This window comes from Streptococcus entericus DSM 14446 (genome assembly GCF_000380025.1).
GTDB classification, from domain to species: domain Bacteria; phylum Bacillota; class Bacilli; order Lactobacillales; family Streptococcaceae; genus Streptococcus; species Streptococcus entericus.
In genome coordinates this window covers 1-15375 of record NZ_KB904183.1, presented here as the reverse complement: position 1 = coordinate 15375, position 15375 = coordinate 1, and the positions used below count along the sequence as shown (strand labels likewise).

Here is a 15375-nt window from a genome sequence, read left to right as displayed (position 1 = left end):
TTAGCGTCTTGGCATACCGCCACCAGGTCCACCCATCATCATGGAGTTGGTGATGTCAGTCATCTGCTGACCGTTGACGGTAATTGTGCCACCAGTATGGGTCACTGTGCCGTCAAAGTCAAAGGCAGACTGTCCTGTAATGGTGAGATTGCCTCCTGTTATGGTCAAATCGCCATTGGAATCGATGGCATCAGTATCGCCAGCAGCCATATTTATCGTAATGTCGCCACCGTTGATGGTCAGGCTGACCCCATCCATGACCATCATGCTATCAGATGACTTGGTCCAGTCGGTCGCATTGATGCCGTCATCCGTCGCATTAAGGGCAATCGTGCCGCCGTTGATGGTGATAACCTTCCCTTCGATCCCTTCTGTGCTGGACTGGATGTCGATGGTGCCGCTGTCGATGACCAGTTCATTGGTCGCATGGATGGCGTCGTCACCAGCCGTGATGGTGAGCTTGCTATTTTCGATATAGAGATTACCGAGGCTAGTGTCCTCGTCATTGTCCGAGTGAATGGCATCTTCTGTCGCCGTTAGGGTCATGGTCGCTCCAGTGATATTCAGCGCATCATTGGCTGACAGGGCATGTTTAACGGCTGTTATGGTGTAGGTTCCACCCGCAATTTTCAGGTCGTCATTCGACTTGATGGCATTGTTGTAGTTGCCCTCGACTTCGAGACTACCTGTTCCGTTGATGGTTAGGTCTTTTTTGCTGTAAATGGCTGCGCTGTAGTCTGTTGCCGTCCGATTGGCAGAATCGGCTAGTTTATTGTGCGTGCCATCAGCTAGGGTCAGGTAGACATTGTCCGCAGAAGTGGCAGCGATGAGGGCATCTGTTCCTGTCATGGTCACACCGTTGAGAACGATTTGGACATCATCTGTGTCTGCTGCTTCAACCAACAGTTGAACGCCTTGGCTAGAGCCTGAGACGATGTAAGTGCCCGCCTGCGTAATCTTCACCACAGAACCTGATACAGACACGCCAGTTCCTGTGACCGTCGCCGAAGAGCCATTGAGCTGGATGGTACTAGCTGTCGCTGCATCGTAGCTGGCGTCCAGGTCTTTTTCAGAGAAATAGGTCGTGTTGCCAGTCGTCGTAGAAGTTGCTGTTACCGTCGCTTGGTTAGAACTGGTCGCTACAGTTGTCTGTGACGACACCGTCGCACCCGTTTCAGATTTAGCTTGGCAAGCTGCTAAGGTTAGTACCGTAAGGAGGGTTGGAAGTATCATTTTTGTTTTCATAAGTATTACCTTCTTTCTGAGACAAAGTATAGGCGCTTTTTCTAAAACATTCCTAAAAATATTCTGAAAATTATCTTAAATAAAAAAACAACTCCTTTCTGGAGTTGTTGGAAGGTCAAGTCCAATCATGTTCAAAAACAGAACAAATCCTTTTAGATCGTAAGAGAATCAATGTCAGTCCACCGTAAACCAATAGCATCATCCCTAAAACAGGCCATTGAACCGTCTGATGGACAGCTTCTTCTAGTCCTTGGCTGCCAAGGGCGGCAAAATCTTGTAAGAAGTGGGCAAAAATAACCCAAATCAAGGATTTGGTTCTTAAATAGATGGCACCATCAAATAGTCCTGATAGCCCTGAGGCGATAATCTGGTAAATGGTAAATTCAAAGGGTTGCACTAAGAAATTTGGCGCATGCAGTACACCAAAAATAATGGAAGATAAGAGCAAGCTCAGCCATAAGTAACTAGCCTTTTTCTGGCTAAAGCGGAGCAAATAGCCGAGAATAAGCCCTCTTATCAAGTACTCTTCAGTAAAACCAGCATTGAGACTGGCTACAAAGGCAGGAAAAATGTGATCTGGTTGTAATTCAAAAAGTAGAGGAAAATTTGCCCATAACATATAGAGCCAAAGCGGTGTCAAGGTGATGAGTTGGGAAAGTAAGGTTAACCTTTTATTGTAAAAAGTGACTGTAACCTCTAAAAATGCCTTATTTATCCAGTAAAATAAGGTCACTAGCCCAAGACCTTGCAAAAGTTGCCTGATTAATGGATAGGGAATCCCTGAAACTAAGAGTTTCAAAAGAAACAAGGTTACTATTAAAAGAACTCCCAAACCAGTTGCCACCAAAAATGGGGAACGATGTAATGCCTTCATTTTCAATACCTTTCTTTTTAAATTGTAACTTAGTAGGCTTGCCGTTCTGGAATGACGCCTCTGACACCGCCTTTTGGCTTTGGCGTATCCCCCTTGTAACGAGGAATCAGATGGATATGGCAGTGAAAAATGGTCTGACCGGCAACCACACCGCAGTTGGCACCGACATTGTAACCATCTGGCTGATAACGCCTATCTAGCATTTCCTTACCCAACTGCAAGAGGTCATCAATGGCCTGTTTTTCTGCTGATGTCAACCCAAAATAATCCTCCACATGGTGCTTGGGAATAATCAGTAAATGCCCCTGATTGACAGGGTGTTTATCGTAAAAGGCGCCAGCTAGATTATTTTCTAATATAAAAGGCAAGTCACTACAAAACAAGCAAGAAACGGACATTTTTCACTCCTTTCACGCTAGCAAATGAGGGTGGTTCAACAGCGCCTGCTTGAGGGTCGTGCCTAACACCCCCTCTTTTTCTAATTGGAAATATAACACCGATAAAAAGGCCTGGCTATTGAGTTGTTTAGCATAATCGCTGGGCTCATCTCCAGATACCTGCAGGTCACTTAACCACATCGCTACTTGGTCCTGAGTGAGCCGCTCCTGAGCAAGCAGTTGGAGAAGGACTGCCGCTAAACGACTACTCTCACCTGCCGAGAAAGTTGTTTCAACTTCCAGTAAAACAGCTCTGATCACCTCCCAAACATCAGTTAGACGGTTTAAGGGAAACTGGGGATGACAAGCTACCGCTTGTAAAAAATCTGCCCCGTGTGCAATAGCATGAACCCATCCATAAACGCTATCATAACCTCTGATGTCACGCTCAGCTGGCAGGTAATCTAAGACCAGTTGCCATAACATCTCTCTCTGAGACGCCCTCATCCACCCACGATAAGGGTGCCCCTCCTGACCATCCACATAAAGCAATAGAGTATGCAATAGGCTAGTGAATGATCTGGTTAGGGTACGCTCATCACAAGTCCCTAGACCAGTTGTCTGTAGCTGCCTTGTTAGCGTCTCATCGAGCAAACTAGCCAACTGTACCTCATCAACAAGACCATCAAGCAAGGCATGACAAAAGCTGAGATAAACCAGATTGTCACGGACAGCTGGGTCAGGATCACCAATATGATCGAGTAACCACGCCAGTTCCTCACTGGTATAGGGGTGCGATTGATTTAGTTTTTCCTGTAATTGTTTGATCATTTGTGTTAACCTTTCTATTTTAAGTCAAGAAAACTTTCTAAGGTCTTTCGGTAAGGATCTTAGGTTGTTACTTTTTCTAGCCAAATATGATGAAAAAAGCTAATATCACGATAAGGACTGTGATCGCAAACTGCTAACTCCATTCTGGTCATGTCTTCCAACCAGCCCATCTCCGACTTAATCTCATTTGGCTGTAGGGCATAAAAGGTTCTAATCCCCTGATAACGTTCGATTCTAAACTGTCCTGACTGAACCAGTTCTGCCATGTCATAACACCTCCCCTGATTGAATGATGGGCTATGATAATCAGCCCCAGCCAGCAAGTCCATTGCCGTGTCAATCTGATGGTTAAAAACGACAGCCTGCATCACTTTCCCAGCACGGTGATGCTTGACGATAGACAACTGACCTGACGGTGTCAGCAAGCGATGAAAGGCAGTCAAGTAGGTCGGATAATCTTCCATTGCAACATATTCCAAGACATTGTGGCAGATGATGACATCAAAACTGGCATCTGGAAACTGGTCAAGTTGGTCGATTGAGCCGTGATATTTGGATAAGTTTGGGTGTTTCTGATGATAGAGCATCTCAGCTGACGGGTCAACAGCCACAACCGTATTGTTTTGACTGAGGAAATCAGCTGTCAAACAAAACCCTGCCCCAAAATCCAAGATACGTTTTCCTTTAACTTCCTTTAATTGGTCAAATAACACCTGATAAAAAATTTTTCCCCAGGGTTGCTCAAGGGTCTGGCGATAATGCGCAATGTCCATCACTTTTTTCTCCTTTTTTTGATAATTATATCATTTTTTCAACCCTTTTACGAATACCCTATTAGGAGGAAACGATATGTATAATAAAGTTGTTTTAATTGGCAGATTGACTGCCGTGCCAGAAATGATCAAAACACCTAACGATAAATCGGTCACACGGGTGTCGCTTGCCGTCAACAGGCGGTTCAAGTCCCAAAATGGGGAGCGTAGCGCAGACTTCATCAACGTTGTCTTCTGGGGACGTCAAGCTGAGACCCTAGCCAGTTACGGTGGCAAAGGTACTCTCGTCTCGATTGATGGTGAACTGCGTACTCGAAAATATGACAAAAATGGTTCAACCCGCTATATCACTGAGGTGCTGGGGCACAGTTTCCAACTCTTAGAAAGCCGTGCTCAACGTGCCATCAGAGAAAATAATGTCGGGCAAGACTTGGCAGACCTCGTCTTGGAGGAGGAAGAACTGCCCTTCTGAAAGGATGTTTATCCTCATAGCACCCCTTGTCCCCGTCCGACCCGCCCAGAAAGCAATCTCCCTTGGTGGCTGAATTGGTGAGGGGAAATCAGTAAAACATAATCATCAGTTAGGGATAAGCTTCTCTTAGTTAACATCAAATGAATCATCACAAAAAAACGGGCAAGACAGGGTTCTGGACAGCAGAACACCAATCTTGCTCGTTTTATCTATCAGACGAAAGGTTTGCTCAACCTAGTTGCCTTACATCATGCCGCCCATCATGCCTGGATCCATAGCTGGGGCAGCTGGTTTTGGTTCTGGCTTGTTAGCCACAACAGCTTCAGTAGTCAAGATGAGGCCAGCTACTGACGCCGCATTTTGTAGAGCCGAACGAGTTACCTTCACAGGGTCGATAATGCCGGCTTCTAGCATATCTACCCATTCACCAGTTGCAGCATTAAAGCCGTGACCAGCTGGGCTATTTTTTAACTTATCGATGACAACAGACCCCTCAAAACCAGCGTTGAGAGCAATCTGGCGAACAGGTTCTTCCAGCGCACGCTGGACGATGTTGCGACCAGTTGCTTCGTCACCTGTCAAATCTAGAGCCGCCACGGCTGAGATAACGTTTACCAGAGCAGTACCACCACCAGCAACGATGCCTTCTTCAACAGCAGCACGGGTCGCATTGAGTGCATCCTCAATGCGGAGTTTCATCTCCTTGAGCTCAGTCTCAGTCGCCGCACCGACCTTGATCACAGCGACACCACCAGAGAGCTTAGCCAACCGTTCTTGAAGTTTTTCGCGATCAAATTCAGAGGTCGTTGTTTCGATTTGAGACTTAATGATGTTAATGCGATTAGCAATAGCTGACGTGTCACCAGCCCCCTCGACAATGACTGTGCTATCCTTATCGACAGAGACCTTAACCGCTTGACCGAGGGCAGCCATGCTGGCATCTTTGAGGTCAAGTCCCAAATCATCAGTGATAACTGTTCCACCTGTCAAGATAGCGATGTCTTCTAGCATGGCCTTACGACGGTCACCGAAGCCAGGAGCCTTGACGGCAACTACATTGAAGGTGCCACGGATTTTGTTGAGCACCAAGGTTGGCAAGGCTTCACCGTCCACATCATCAGCAATAATGAGGAGAGGACGGTTGGTCTTGAGAATCTCTTCTAAGAGTGGAAGAATGTCCTGAATGTTTGAGATTTTCTTATCCGTGATGAGGATAAATGGGTTGTCTAGGTCAGCAACCATTTTTTCATTGTCCGTTACCATGTACTGGGACAGGTAACCCCGGTCAAACTGCATGCCTTCAACCACTTCGAGTTCGGTCTCCATTCCGCGAGACTCTTCGATAGTGATGACCCCATCACGACCGACCTTCTCCATGGCTTCTGAGATATACTCACCAACCTTTTCAGAACGTGAGGACACTGCTGCCACCTGAGCGATTTCTTCTTTATTTGCAACTGCTTGAGCTTGATGTTTAAGTTCTGTCACAGCAACATTGACCGCAGCTTCAATCCCGCGACGGATACCGATTGGGTTAGCACCGGCTGTGACGTTTTTCAGGCCTTCACGAACGATAGCTTGGGTCAAAACGGTCGCCGTTGTGGTCCCATCCCCAGCGATGTCGTTGGTTTTTGAAGCCACTTCTGACACCAGCTTTGCCCCCATGTTTTCAAAATGATCTTCCAGCTCAATTTCTTTAGCGATGGTTACCCCATCGTTAGTGATGAGCGGTGAACCAAAAGCTTTTTCAAGCACAACATTACGCCCTTTAGGGCCAAGGGTTACTTTAACTGTATTAGCGAGGATGTCCACCCCACGCACCATGCTCTCACGAGCATCTGCTGAAAATTTAATATCTTTTGCCATGATCACTTTCCTCCCTATGCTTCAACAATGGCGACGATGTCTGCTTCACGCACAATGAGTAGCTCTTCACCCTCGTGCTTGACCGCAAGACCAGCTGAGCGATCAACCAGAACTGTCTGATTAACGGTGACACTTGGAGACACCAACTCACCCGTCAGCGTCCGAATGCCCTCACCGACAGCCAAGACTTGGGCGGTCTTGGTCGCTTCCCGGCTGGCACCTGCTAGCACAAAGCCGCCAACCGTCTGTTCCTCTTCTTTTGCAACGCGCACCAACACGCGGTCACCTAATGGTTTTAACATGATTTTTCCTCCATTTTTAGGGTAATAGCAGAGCCCAGCCCTGTTTTTAGCACTCTGTTCCATCGAGTGCTAATGCTACCCTCTATTCTACCACTTGGTCAGAAATAGTCAAGAAAAAAAGTTGCTGAACAAAAACCAATAGAGACTAAGACAACCGTCCTAGCCTCTCCTTTTTATTATGGTTAACGACGTCAAACGCCATACTTTGGGCAGCTCTTATCGACTTTGCCGACGTTAGAATTTCACCTTTCACCTAAGCATCTCTAAAACGAGTTTTGAAAAATACAAAAACCACAGCCAACACAAAGAGGATATTTTGCGTCATGATGATGGTTGGCAATTCCTGACCGGTTAACCCAAACCCAAAGGCCAGTAAAGTTGGCAGACCGAGGCAGGTTAAGGTCAGATTATAAGCTTGTTTGAACCCCTTGATATCAAACCATTTGGTCAGGGAAGCCAAAAAAAGAATGCCACTCGCACCAAGCACCAAAAAGATAAAGTTCGTCCCTAAAATCAAGCAAGAACTACTAATCAGAAAAAGACTGACACCAAAACGATTGCTCGTAAACCAGTGGTTAGAGATTGCTGCTGACAGCGCCTCTTTTGAGGAAATGTCTTGCTGACTGAGCTGTTGGTAGGGCACAGTGACGACATCAATCTTATCTTTAACGAGTTCTAACTGTTGCTTGCCAAAATGGTAGCTCACCCCTGTCTCTTCTGGTGCCTTATCACCAAAAGTCACTTGGGGAAAGCTCGCTTCCTCAACCATCAACTCACCATCTCTTAAGTTTCCCGTTTGCAGATGAGCAATAACCTCTTTGTTTAAAGGCTCATAAATGCCACTAACCACCCGTTCCAGGGGATAACTCTCCATTTGCCCAACTTGTAGAGAAACAGGAATAAATAAAAGTGACATCAAGAAAATGGTGGTCAAAATAGCCTGCCAGACCGTAAGAGAGGTTCTCTGGGCAAATACCCGCCTAGGCGATAGCAAGCTTGAAAAATAAGACATCGGATAGCGCATCCATGTAGCTCCTTTCGTAGAAAGAGTGGGACAAGATCTCTTGCCGCCACTCTTAAACTGATTTGAGATGTTATTAAACCTTCTCTTATTCTATCCTTTTGTCCCACCTTTTGTCAAACCAGACACAAAGTTTTTCTGCAGCATGAAGAAGAGGATTGAGATTGGCACAGCAATCAAAATAGCTCCCGCTGCAAAAAGTGTGACACGTTGGTTCTTGGCATCAGAGATAAAGGTCTGAAGCCCAACCGCAACAGTATAGTATTCTTGTGAGCGAAGCAAGAACTTAGCGAGCATGAAATCTCCAAACGGTCCCATAAAGGCCCAAAGTGCCTGAACGGCAATCATTGGCTTGACGAGGGGAAGAACAATTTGCCACAAAATCCGCAAATGTCCTGCGCCGTCGAGTTTAGCAGATTCGTCCAAGTCATACGGTACCGTATCAAAGTAGCCTTTCATCAGCCAAGCATTCATCGGGATACCACCACCGACATAGATGAGAATTAAGAACCAATACTGGTTAAGAGCGTTGAAGAGCCAGGCCATAACAAAGTAGGCAGTCAGAGCGGCCATGGTTGGCACCATTTGAATCACTAAGAAGAACAATAAACTTTTTTTCTTGCCGTAAAAGTTATAACGACTATACGCATACCCTGTCAGGGTGATAACCGTCACTTGAATAATCATGGTGAAAAAGGCCACGATAATCGTATTGAGGTACCAACGCCCATAAAGCGTCTCAGTGAACAAGCGACTAAAGTTATTAAGCGTGAAATTGCTCGTTAGATCAAACGTAAAGGCTGTCACATTCCCTGGGCGAAAAGCTGAGCTAACCGTTACCATGATTGGGAACAAGATAATCGTTGCTAACAAGAGCAGATAGACGTAGGTAAAGAATTGTGTCAGAAATTTTTTCCGTTTGACAGAGCTTGAAAATTGTTTAGAAGCCATCTATCTATCCTCCATATTAAACGCATTGAATTTTTTAAAGGTGATAAGTGACACAGAAATGACAATCATTGAGATAATCAACGTCACCGCAGATGCCATTGAAAATTGTGGCGATGTTTGAGTGGTCAACTTATAAATCCAAGAAATCAAGATATCTGTTGCACCAGCACCACCACCGACACTACCTGGTCCACCGTTGTTAAAGAGATAGATGATGGAGAAGTTATTAAAGTTAAACGTATACTGAGAAATAAAGGTCGGCGCAGCAACCGCTAAAATCATCGGTAAGGTGATTTTCCAGAATTTCTGCCAAGCCGTTGCCCCATCAATAATCGCCGCCTCATACAAATCAGACGGAATAGATTGCAGAATCCCTGAGACTAAAATGTAGATGTAAGGGAAGCCGAGCCAGCCTTGCACCATGATGACAGCTACTTTTGTCCAAAACGGATCTGTTTTCCATGGAATGAGACCAAAATCAACAAAAGGAATCAGTTTTTCCAAGAACGGCAACACCTGCACATTCATCGCACCGATGGAGTCGTTAAAGAAGTTACCAAAACTCATGATAGAGATAAAGGCTGGAACAGCCCAAGGGAGCAAGAAGATAACCCCAAATACCCGCTTAAACTTGATGAACGGCTGATTAGCAATAATAGCTGTCGCTACCCCAATAACAATCTGAAGCGTTGACGCCAGAATCGTCCAAATAAAGGTCCATTTCAACACCGCAGAGAAAGCCGTTCTAAAGGTGCTGAGTTGAACGATATTGATGAAGTTTTTAAATCCAATCCAGTCCAATAACCGCTGTGGCGGAATATGTTTAAAATCGTAGTTGGTAAAGGCTATAAAGAGCGTTACCATAACAGGAAAGACAATCGCAAAGGCCATCGCCAGATAAGCTGGAATAGTCAGCAAGTAAGGAAAACCGTTCTCATAAATAGAATGAAGCGTCTCTTTTGCAGTGAGCGGGATTTTGAACCCGTCACGAACCAGTCTAGCAGTATAATGCGCATCTCTCATCGTTGCCACATGAATAAAGAGCATGATGATAAAGAAAATAATCTGCATTGATCCTTTGATCAGAAGAAACAAAGAGTGATCAACACCAGGCGTTGTTCCCAGAGTGATTAACCCTTGAATCGCTGGAATCCCAAAGGTAAGGATTTCAAGGATTTCTAATGCAAAGACACCAAGAAGCATCAATCCTTTTGCTTTTTGACCGTTATAAAGTTGTCCAAGTCCTAAAATGAGGGATAGCCACATGGCTTTTTGGGGACTGTGATGTTGTGAATCGTTTGTCATAATGACCCTTTCTACAATAGATGATGAATTAAGAAGCCATGGGTTGCTAAGTTTGTGTTGGTCAATCCGTTAGCGATGACTAACTGGCCAACAGAAATTTCTCGCTCCTGCCCCTTGTTAATGAGTAATTCAATGACCTGAGATGGTGTGTGTCGTCGAATACTTAGCACATCGCCCTGAGCTGTAATGGTGATGTCACCTTTTTGAAGAGCCGGTAGCTCCTTCAAGCGAATAATCTTCTTGAACAGTGTTAGTAAATCGTTGTCTTGGGTCACCTTATCCCAGTTGAAACAGCGACGACAGTCAGGATCATAGCCACCTTCCATGGCAATCTCTGTCCCATAGTAGAGGCAAGGAATACCGACATAGGTGAACAGCAAGGCAACTGCTGCTAATAACTTATCTCTTGACCCACCGATTTGAGTAAAGAAGCGGTGCGTGTCATGAGAGTCCAGCAAATTCAAATTCATACGATTGACCTGATCGGTATTTCGCATGAGAATATGATTGAGTCGCTCTGCCATCTCCTGAGATGATAGGGTATCTGTCGCAAAATAATCAATGCAGGCTTTCGTAAAGGCATAATTCATGATGCCATCATACTGATCCCCTTGTAAATAGGGGTAAGCATCGTGCCAGTTTTCACCGATAATAATGATATTGGGATTGACGGCTTTCACTGCTTTTCTAAAGCGACGCCAGAAATCATGCGATACTTCATCTGAGACATCAAGTCTCCAACCATCTAGCTGAAACTTTCGTGTCCAGTAAAGAGTGACATCCAAGAGGTAGTCCTGCACATCAAGATTGGACGTGTTAAACTTTGGCATATAGGAGCAAGCAGCAAATGTCTCATAATTGATTGCTTTTTGGTCAACGGTTTCACCGTCAATCATAAACCAGTCAAAATATGGCGAAGCCTTCCCCTTGTTCATCACATCTTGAAATTCTGGAAGCAAGTCACTGGAATGATTGTAGACCGCATCAAGGATAATTTTCATCCCCAAGTCATGACTGTCATCAATTAACTGCTTTAGGCTTAACTTGCTACCAAACTGTTTGTCAACATCGTAATAATCTCGAATATCATACTTATGATTGCTGATGGATGAAAAAATCGGGGTCAGATAAATAGTAGTTATCCCCAAGTCCTTGAGGTAGTGTAACTTTTGTCGAATGCCTTCTAGGTCTCCGCCTGCAAAACTCTTGGGAAGCGGCTTATCTGTCCATGCCATATTGATGTAGGCATCGTTTTTTTCAGCATCACCACGGTAGAAGCGGTCTACAAAAATCTGATAGAAAACCGCACTGTCTGCCCAGTCAACCACACGATGAACATCAATTGGATTGATGTACGGCAGTTGGAAGCAGTTATAAAACGCATAAGCAAAATCGTACTGTTCACTAAAGCCATTTTCATGGTAGTACCAGCAGTTGTCTCCGTCCTGAACTTTGAAAACATAGGTCAGTCGAACGTCTGTCAACTTTAGGCGAATCTCGAAATAAGCATAAATGGCATCAGTACATTTGAACGGTATCGGAACTTCTTTTTGATGTTGGTGATAGGTGTACTTATCACCATAAACTAGGCTAATCTCTAACTCTTGATCTTCTTTTGCAACCCGCAAACGAATGACAACTTCGTCATCAGAAATTGCAAAACAATACCTTGAGTCAGGAATATGCAAAAATCCTGCCTTGTTCATTCCATTCCTTCTTCCTAATATATATTCTTTCTGTTCAGCCTTTTCTCTCCCTATCAATCACTTTTAGGCAGTGATAGGGAGAGAAAAAGCTGAGCAGAAATAGTTCTGAATCAGCTTTTTGAGGTTTTATTCAGAATATTTTTGCTCGATAGCTTCTTTAATGAAGGTTACAGCTTCTTTGCTGGCTGTCTTAGCATCTTTTTTACCTGAGGCAACGTCAAAGAACAATGTACCTGCTGGTTCCCAAACTTCTGCCATTTGAGGAATGTTTGGCATTGGTTGAGCATTTGAGAATTGAGCAATAACAGCGCTTGTCAACTCATTTCCTTGCGCTGAAGCATATTCGCGTGCTTTAGTGTTAGCAGGAATTTCTTGCGTAGCATCGTAGAATGATTTTTGGTTCTCTTCGTTTGTGACATAGTCAAGGAATTTTTGAGCAACATCCATGTTTTTGCTGTAGTTTGAGATAACCCAAGCTTTACCACCACCGAAGGCTTCGTAATTGCCACCGTTGGTAAGAGTTGGAATTTGAGCAGCTCCGAAGTTTACACCAGCTTCTTTAAGTGCTGCTGCAGCCCAAGGACCATCAATAATTGCAGCTGTTTTACCTGATGTAAATTGTTCAGTGATGAAGTCTCCTGCTTTTGTTGTATCTTGCATACCTTGAGGCCACATAGCATACCATTTTTTAGCGTACTCAAGTCCTTCTACAGTACCAGCATTGTCCAAACCGATATCTGATGGCTTAGTACCGTGGTCACCAAAGACGTAACCACCGTGACCAGCAATCAAACCGTAAGCATAGTAGAAGTTAGTCCAGTTTGCCAAGAATGCTACTGATTTACCATTCTCTGAAGCGAAGGCATATTTGGCATCTTTTTGAAGCTCTTCGAGTTCTGCAAATGTTTTTGGAGCCTCTTTGATTAAATCTTTGTTGTAGTAAAGAATCAGTGATTCAACAACCATTGGTGCACCGTAGATTTTTCCATCTAAAGTAACCAAGTTTTGTGCTGTTTCATCATAATCAGCTTTGTTACCCAAGGTTACTTCAGCAAGTTGACCTTCGTTACCTAAACCACCCACGCGGTCATAAGGTGCCACAAAAACGTCTGGAGCAGCGCCTGTTGGGCCATCCGTCGCCAATTTATCCAAGGTATCAATCATACCTTCTTCTTTAACAGTGATTTTAACACCATTTTCTTCTTCGAATTTGGTTTTGATGCTGTTAATGTAGTCAACATAGCCAGTATCTACAGAAACAACCAATGACTTTTCTCCCTCAGCAGATTTTTCTGCTGTGTTTGATGAAGAAGAGTTGCCACAAGCCGCTAAAGTTAGGGCAGAAGCAAGCCCAAGAGAGCTTAAAGCGATTTTTTTCCAATTCAACATTTGATTGGACCTCCTGAATTTTTTTAGAAACGCAACCGCTTGCGTTGTTCATAAGTAGTATAACACAAACTGATTGCGGTTGCAAGTGTTTTTATCATTTTTTTGGGAAGAAATAATTTCGACTAAAACGCTAACAAAAAAACATTAGAGGTGCTGGCTAGCAACTGTATACAGGTCCTCGTCCAGAGGTATAATTTAAAAGTAACTTTCTTGGTTTAAGGCTCAAGTTCTGAGCTCTGCTATTTTGCATCATATTTTACAGATAAAAGAAAAATCCCAGCCTGAGCTGAGATATTTTCATTAGTCTTCGTTAACGAATGGTAACAAGGCCATAACGCGAGCACGTTTGATTGCTGTTGTTACTTTACGTTGGTTCTTAGCAGACGTTCCAGTCACACGACGTGGCAAAATTTTTCCACGTTCTGAGATGAAACGGCTGAGAAGCTCAGTATCTTTGTAATCAACATATTCAATCTTGTTAGCTGCGATATAGTCAACTTTTTTACGGCGTTTGAATGCACCGCCGCGACGTTGTGGTTGAGCCATAGGTTCTCTCCTTTATATCAGTTTAGAATGGTAAATCATCATCTGAGATTTCCATTGGATTTGACCCGCCGAACGGGCCTTCTTCTCTAGCGAAGTTAGGTGTTTGAGCTGGTTGTTGGTAGTTGTTGCCACCAAAACCTTGACTAGGGGCTGATGTATAGCCACCTTGTCCTTCTCTTGCCGTACGGCTTTCCAGCATTTGGAAATTTTCCGCAACAACTTCTGTTACATAAACCCTTTGTCCTTGGGCATTGTCATAAGAACGCGTCTGGATACGACCAGTAATGCCGATTAAGGCACCTTTCTTAGCCCAGTTAGCAAGGTTTTCAGCTTGCTGACGCCAGATAACGCAGTTGATAAAATCAGCTTCACGTTCTCCAGCTTGATTTTTAAATGTCCGGTTAACAGCCAAAGTAAAGCTGGCTGTCGCCACATTTGACGGGGTGTAACGAAGTTCAGCATCACGGGTCATCCGACCAACGAGTACGACATTGTTAATCATAGGTCACCTACTTAAGCGTCGAGTTTCACAATCATGTGACGAAGAATATCGCCGTTGATTTTTGACAGACGATCAAACTCGTTCAGAGCGATAGCGTCAGTTGCTTCAACGTTAACGATATGGTAAAGTCCTTCACGAAAATCTTGGATTTCGTAAGCCAGACGACGTTTTTCCCATGCTTTTGATTCAATGATGGTTGCACCATTGTCAGTCAAAATTGAGTCAAAACGCGCTACCAAAGCGTTTTTTGCTTCTTCATCAATGTTTGGACGAATGATATAAAGAATTTCGTATTTAGCCATTGATATGTCCTCCTTTTGGTCTAATGACCTGCACTCTTTGGCGCAGGTAAGTGAGGTCTACTCACAAATAACTATTCTAAACCATTTTTTGGAATTTTGCAAGCAAAAACTCGTGATAACCGGTAAATTTTCCCCTAAACTTTTTTAAGTTCAAAAATAGGTCGAGACAGCATGTGACTATGTCTCAGTCGCCATGCTATCCAGACCTACTTTCCTATGGTTGATAAGACCTTACACGGTCAAGTCTCTGAAGAAATTTTTCCTTGAAAATGGGCTTTAAGCTGGTCAAATCTCGACCTAGCTCAGGTCTCTCTTTTAACAACAATGTCAATACTTGTTGCCCCTCTAATGCCCAATCCCCAACCAGCCAGACTTGCTTGCTGTATAAGGATTCAAATTCATCTACAATAGGTGCAATTGCTGCGTAATAAATGGATAATGGGCTTCTTACGTAACTGTAGGTCATGTCTTTCTCCTTGTCTTTTTTGATAGTATTATGATAGCGTAACAATATTAAAGAAAACTAAAACCAGAACCGTATGGAATAACCACACATGACACCTAAGAGTTTTGTAAGCCACTCCCACCTCTTGAGCTCATTTTCTTATAGTTTACGAATCCGTTTGCCGGTCTCAAGGTCAAAGAAATGCCCCTTAGACACATTGAGTGCTAACTCGACGGTTGAGCCTGGTGCCAAGTAATCTGTCGCTGAAACGCGTGCAGAGAACTCCTGCTCACCCAGTTTGCAGTAAAGAACAGAGTCACTTCCCAAGAGTTCTGAGATAACCACCTCAGCACGTACACGAGCATCTGGATAGCTCTCTTGACTAATCAAATCTGATGAAATGTCCTCCGGACGGATACCAAAAGTCAATTTCTTACCTTGGTAACCTTTCTCATCCAAAAGCTTACG

Annotated in this window: 18 protein-coding genes; 1 reads left to right on the top strand and 17 read right to left on the bottom strand. The window is 44.1% G+C overall.

Going from position 1 to position 15375, the window contains the following annotated elements; all coding sequences use genetic code 11:
* The 5 genes from A3GW_RS0108460 to A3GW_RS0108440 form a co-directional block, all read right to left on the bottom strand.
* Entirely contained in the window at positions 1-1245 is a 1245-nt protein-coding gene (locus tag A3GW_RS0108460) for a carbohydrate-binding domain-containing protein (RefSeq protein ID WP_018368855.1), read from the bottom strand.
* A 115-nt stretch (positions 1246-1360) separates the two neighbouring features.
* The gene (locus A3GW_RS11275) at positions 1361-2119 is read right to left on the bottom strand and encodes a CPBP family intramembrane glutamic endopeptidase (protein ID WP_018368854.1); all 759 of its coding nucleotides are present in this window, start codon (positions 2117-2119) and stop codon (positions 1361-1363) included.
* 29 nt (positions 2120-2148) lie between these two features.
* On the bottom strand, positions 2149-2517 hold the full coding sequence (locus A3GW_RS0108450; protein ID WP_018368853.1) for an HIT family protein: 369 nt from the start codon (positions 2515-2517) through the stop codon (positions 2149-2151).
* A gap of 12 nt (positions 2518-2529) precedes the next feature.
* The gene (locus A3GW_RS0108445) at positions 2530-3327 is read right to left on the bottom strand and encodes a DUF2785 domain-containing protein (protein ID WP_018368852.1); all 798 of its coding nucleotides are present in this window, start codon (positions 3325-3327) and stop codon (positions 2530-2532) included.
* A 59-nt stretch (positions 3328-3386) separates the two neighbouring features.
* Positions 3387-4100: a class I SAM-dependent methyltransferase gene (locus A3GW_RS0108440; protein ID WP_018368851.1), complete on the bottom strand. Its 714-nt coding sequence runs from the start codon at positions 4098-4100 to the stop codon at positions 3387-3389.
* Between the two features lie 76 nt (positions 4101-4176).
* On the opposite strand from A3GW_RS0108440, the gene A3GW_RS0108435 reads away from it, so the two are divergent.
* A complete protein-coding gene (locus A3GW_RS0108435) occupies positions 4177-4572 on the top strand; it encodes a single-stranded DNA-binding protein (protein WP_018368850.1) in 396 nt (131 codons plus the stop codon).
* 243 nt (positions 4573-4815) lie between these two features.
* Here A3GW_RS0108435 and groL read toward each other — a convergent pair whose 3' ends face one another.
* The 12 genes from groL to A3GW_RS11030 form a co-directional block, all read right to left on the bottom strand.
* Positions 4816-6438, bottom strand: a complete 1623-nt coding sequence (gene groL, locus A3GW_RS0108430; RefSeq protein WP_018368849.1) for a chaperonin GroEL — start codon at positions 6436-6438, stop codon at positions 4816-4818.
* Between the two features lie 14 nt (positions 6439-6452).
* On the bottom strand, positions 6453-6740 hold the full coding sequence (gene groES, locus A3GW_RS0108425) for a co-chaperone GroES (RefSeq protein ID WP_018368848.1): 288 nt from the start codon (positions 6738-6740) through the stop codon (positions 6453-6455).
* Between the two features lie 253 nt (positions 6741-6993).
* Positions 6994-7764: a hypothetical protein gene (locus tag A3GW_RS0108420; protein WP_018368847.1), complete on the bottom strand. Its 771-nt coding sequence runs from the start codon at positions 7762-7764 to the stop codon at positions 6994-6996.
* 90 nt (positions 7765-7854) lie between these two features.
* Entirely contained in the window at positions 7855-8712 is an 858-nt protein-coding gene (locus tag A3GW_RS0108415) for a sugar ABC transporter permease (protein ID WP_018368846.1), read from the bottom strand.
* Positions 8713-10017, bottom strand: coding sequence for a carbohydrate ABC transporter permease (locus A3GW_RS0108410; protein ID WP_018368845.1), 1305 nt, complete (start codon positions 10015-10017; stop codon positions 8713-8715). It abuts the gene before it with no gap.
* Between the two features lie 11 nt (positions 10018-10028).
* Positions 10029-11723 carry a glycoside hydrolase family 13 protein gene (locus tag A3GW_RS0108405; RefSeq protein WP_018368844.1) on the bottom strand — a complete coding sequence of 565 codons (1695 nt, stop codon included), beginning with the start codon at positions 11721-11723 and terminating at the stop codon, positions 10029-10031.
* Between the two features lie 126 nt (positions 11724-11849).
* A complete protein-coding gene (locus A3GW_RS0108400) occupies positions 11850-13112 on the bottom strand; it encodes an extracellular solute-binding protein (RefSeq protein WP_018368843.1) in 1263 nt (420 codons plus the stop codon).
* Positions 13113-13412: 300 nt separating this feature from the next.
* The gene (rpsR, locus tag A3GW_RS0108395) at positions 13413-13658 is read right to left on the bottom strand and encodes a 30S ribosomal protein S18 (RefSeq protein WP_018368842.1); all 246 of its coding nucleotides are present in this window, start codon (positions 13656-13658) and stop codon (positions 13413-13415) included.
* A gap of 22 nt (positions 13659-13680) precedes the next feature.
* Positions 13681-14160 carry a single-stranded DNA-binding protein gene (locus A3GW_RS0108390; RefSeq protein WP_018368841.1) on the bottom strand — a complete coding sequence of 160 codons (480 nt, stop codon included), beginning with the start codon at positions 14158-14160 and terminating at the stop codon, positions 13681-13683.
* Positions 14161-14171: 11 nt separating this feature from the next.
* Complete coding sequence (gene rpsF, locus A3GW_RS0108385; protein WP_018368840.1) at positions 14172-14462, bottom strand: 30S ribosomal protein S6; 291 nt, start codon at positions 14460-14462, stop codon at positions 14172-14174.
* A 214-nt stretch (positions 14463-14676) separates the two neighbouring features.
* The gene (locus tag A3GW_RS0108380; protein ID WP_018368839.1) at positions 14677-14928 is read right to left on the bottom strand and encodes a hypothetical protein; all 252 of its coding nucleotides are present in this window, start codon (positions 14926-14928) and stop codon (positions 14677-14679) included.
* A 138-nt stretch (positions 14929-15066) separates the two neighbouring features.
* A partial coding sequence (locus tag A3GW_RS11030; RefSeq protein WP_040798804.1) for a TOBE domain-containing protein occupies positions 15067-15375 on the bottom strand: 309 nt, incomplete at its 5' end.

Coding starts and splice junctions, on each gene's coding strand:
- A3GW_RS0108460 (WP_018368855.1), bottom strand. CDS start 1,245: ATGAAAACAAAAATGATACTTCCAACCCTCCTTACGGTACTAACCTTA.
- A3GW_RS11275 (WP_018368854.1), bottom strand. CDS start 2,119: ATGAAGGCATTACATCGTTCCCCATTTTTGGTGGCAACTGGTTTGGGA.
- A3GW_RS0108450 (WP_018368853.1), bottom strand. CDS start 2,517: ATGTCCGTTTCTTGCTTGTTTTGTAGTGACTTGCCTTTTATATTAGAA.
- A3GW_RS0108445 (WP_018368852.1), bottom strand. CDS start 3,327: ATGATCAAACAATTACAGGAAAAACTAAATCAATCGCACCCCTATACC.
- A3GW_RS0108440 (WP_018368851.1), bottom strand. CDS start 4,100: ATGGACATTGCGCATTATCGCCAGACCCTTGAGCAACCCTGGGGAAAA.
- A3GW_RS0108435 (WP_018368850.1), top strand. CDS start 4,177: ATGTATAATAAAGTTGTTTTAATTGGCAGATTGACTGCCGTGCCAGAA.
- groL (WP_018368849.1), bottom strand. CDS start 6,438: ATGGCAAAAGATATTAAATTTTCAGCAGATGCTCGTGAGAGCATGGTG.
- groES (WP_018368848.1), bottom strand. CDS start 6,740: ATGTTAAAACCATTAGGTGACCGCGTGTTGGTGCGCGTTGCAAAAGAA.
- A3GW_RS0108420 (WP_018368847.1), bottom strand. CDS start 7,764: ATGCGCTATCCGATGTCTTATTTTTCAAGCTTGCTATCGCCTAGGCGG.
- A3GW_RS0108415 (WP_018368846.1), bottom strand. CDS start 8,712: ATGGCTTCTAAACAATTTTCAAGCTCTGTCAAACGGAAAAAATTTCTG.
- A3GW_RS0108410 (WP_018368845.1), bottom strand. CDS start 10,017: ATGACAAACGATTCACAACATCACAGTCCCCAAAAAGCCATGTGGCTA.
- A3GW_RS0108405 (WP_018368844.1), bottom strand. CDS start 11,723: ATGAACAAGGCAGGATTTTTGCATATTCCTGACTCAAGGTATTGTTTT.
- A3GW_RS0108400 (WP_018368843.1), bottom strand. CDS start 13,112: ATGTTGAATTGGAAAAAAATCGCTTTAAGCTCTCTTGGGCTTGCTTCT.
- rpsR (WP_018368842.1), bottom strand. CDS start 13,658: ATGGCTCAACCACAACGTCGCGGCGGTGCATTCAAACGCCGTAAAAAA.
- A3GW_RS0108390 (WP_018368841.1), bottom strand. CDS start 14,160: ATGATTAACAATGTCGTACTCGTTGGTCGGATGACCCGTGATGCTGAA.
- rpsF (WP_018368840.1), bottom strand. CDS start 14,462: ATGGCTAAATACGAAATTCTTTATATCATTCGTCCAAACATTGATGAA.
- A3GW_RS0108380 (WP_018368839.1), bottom strand. CDS start 14,928: ATGACCTACAGTTACGTAAGAAGCCCATTATCCATTTATTACGCAGCA.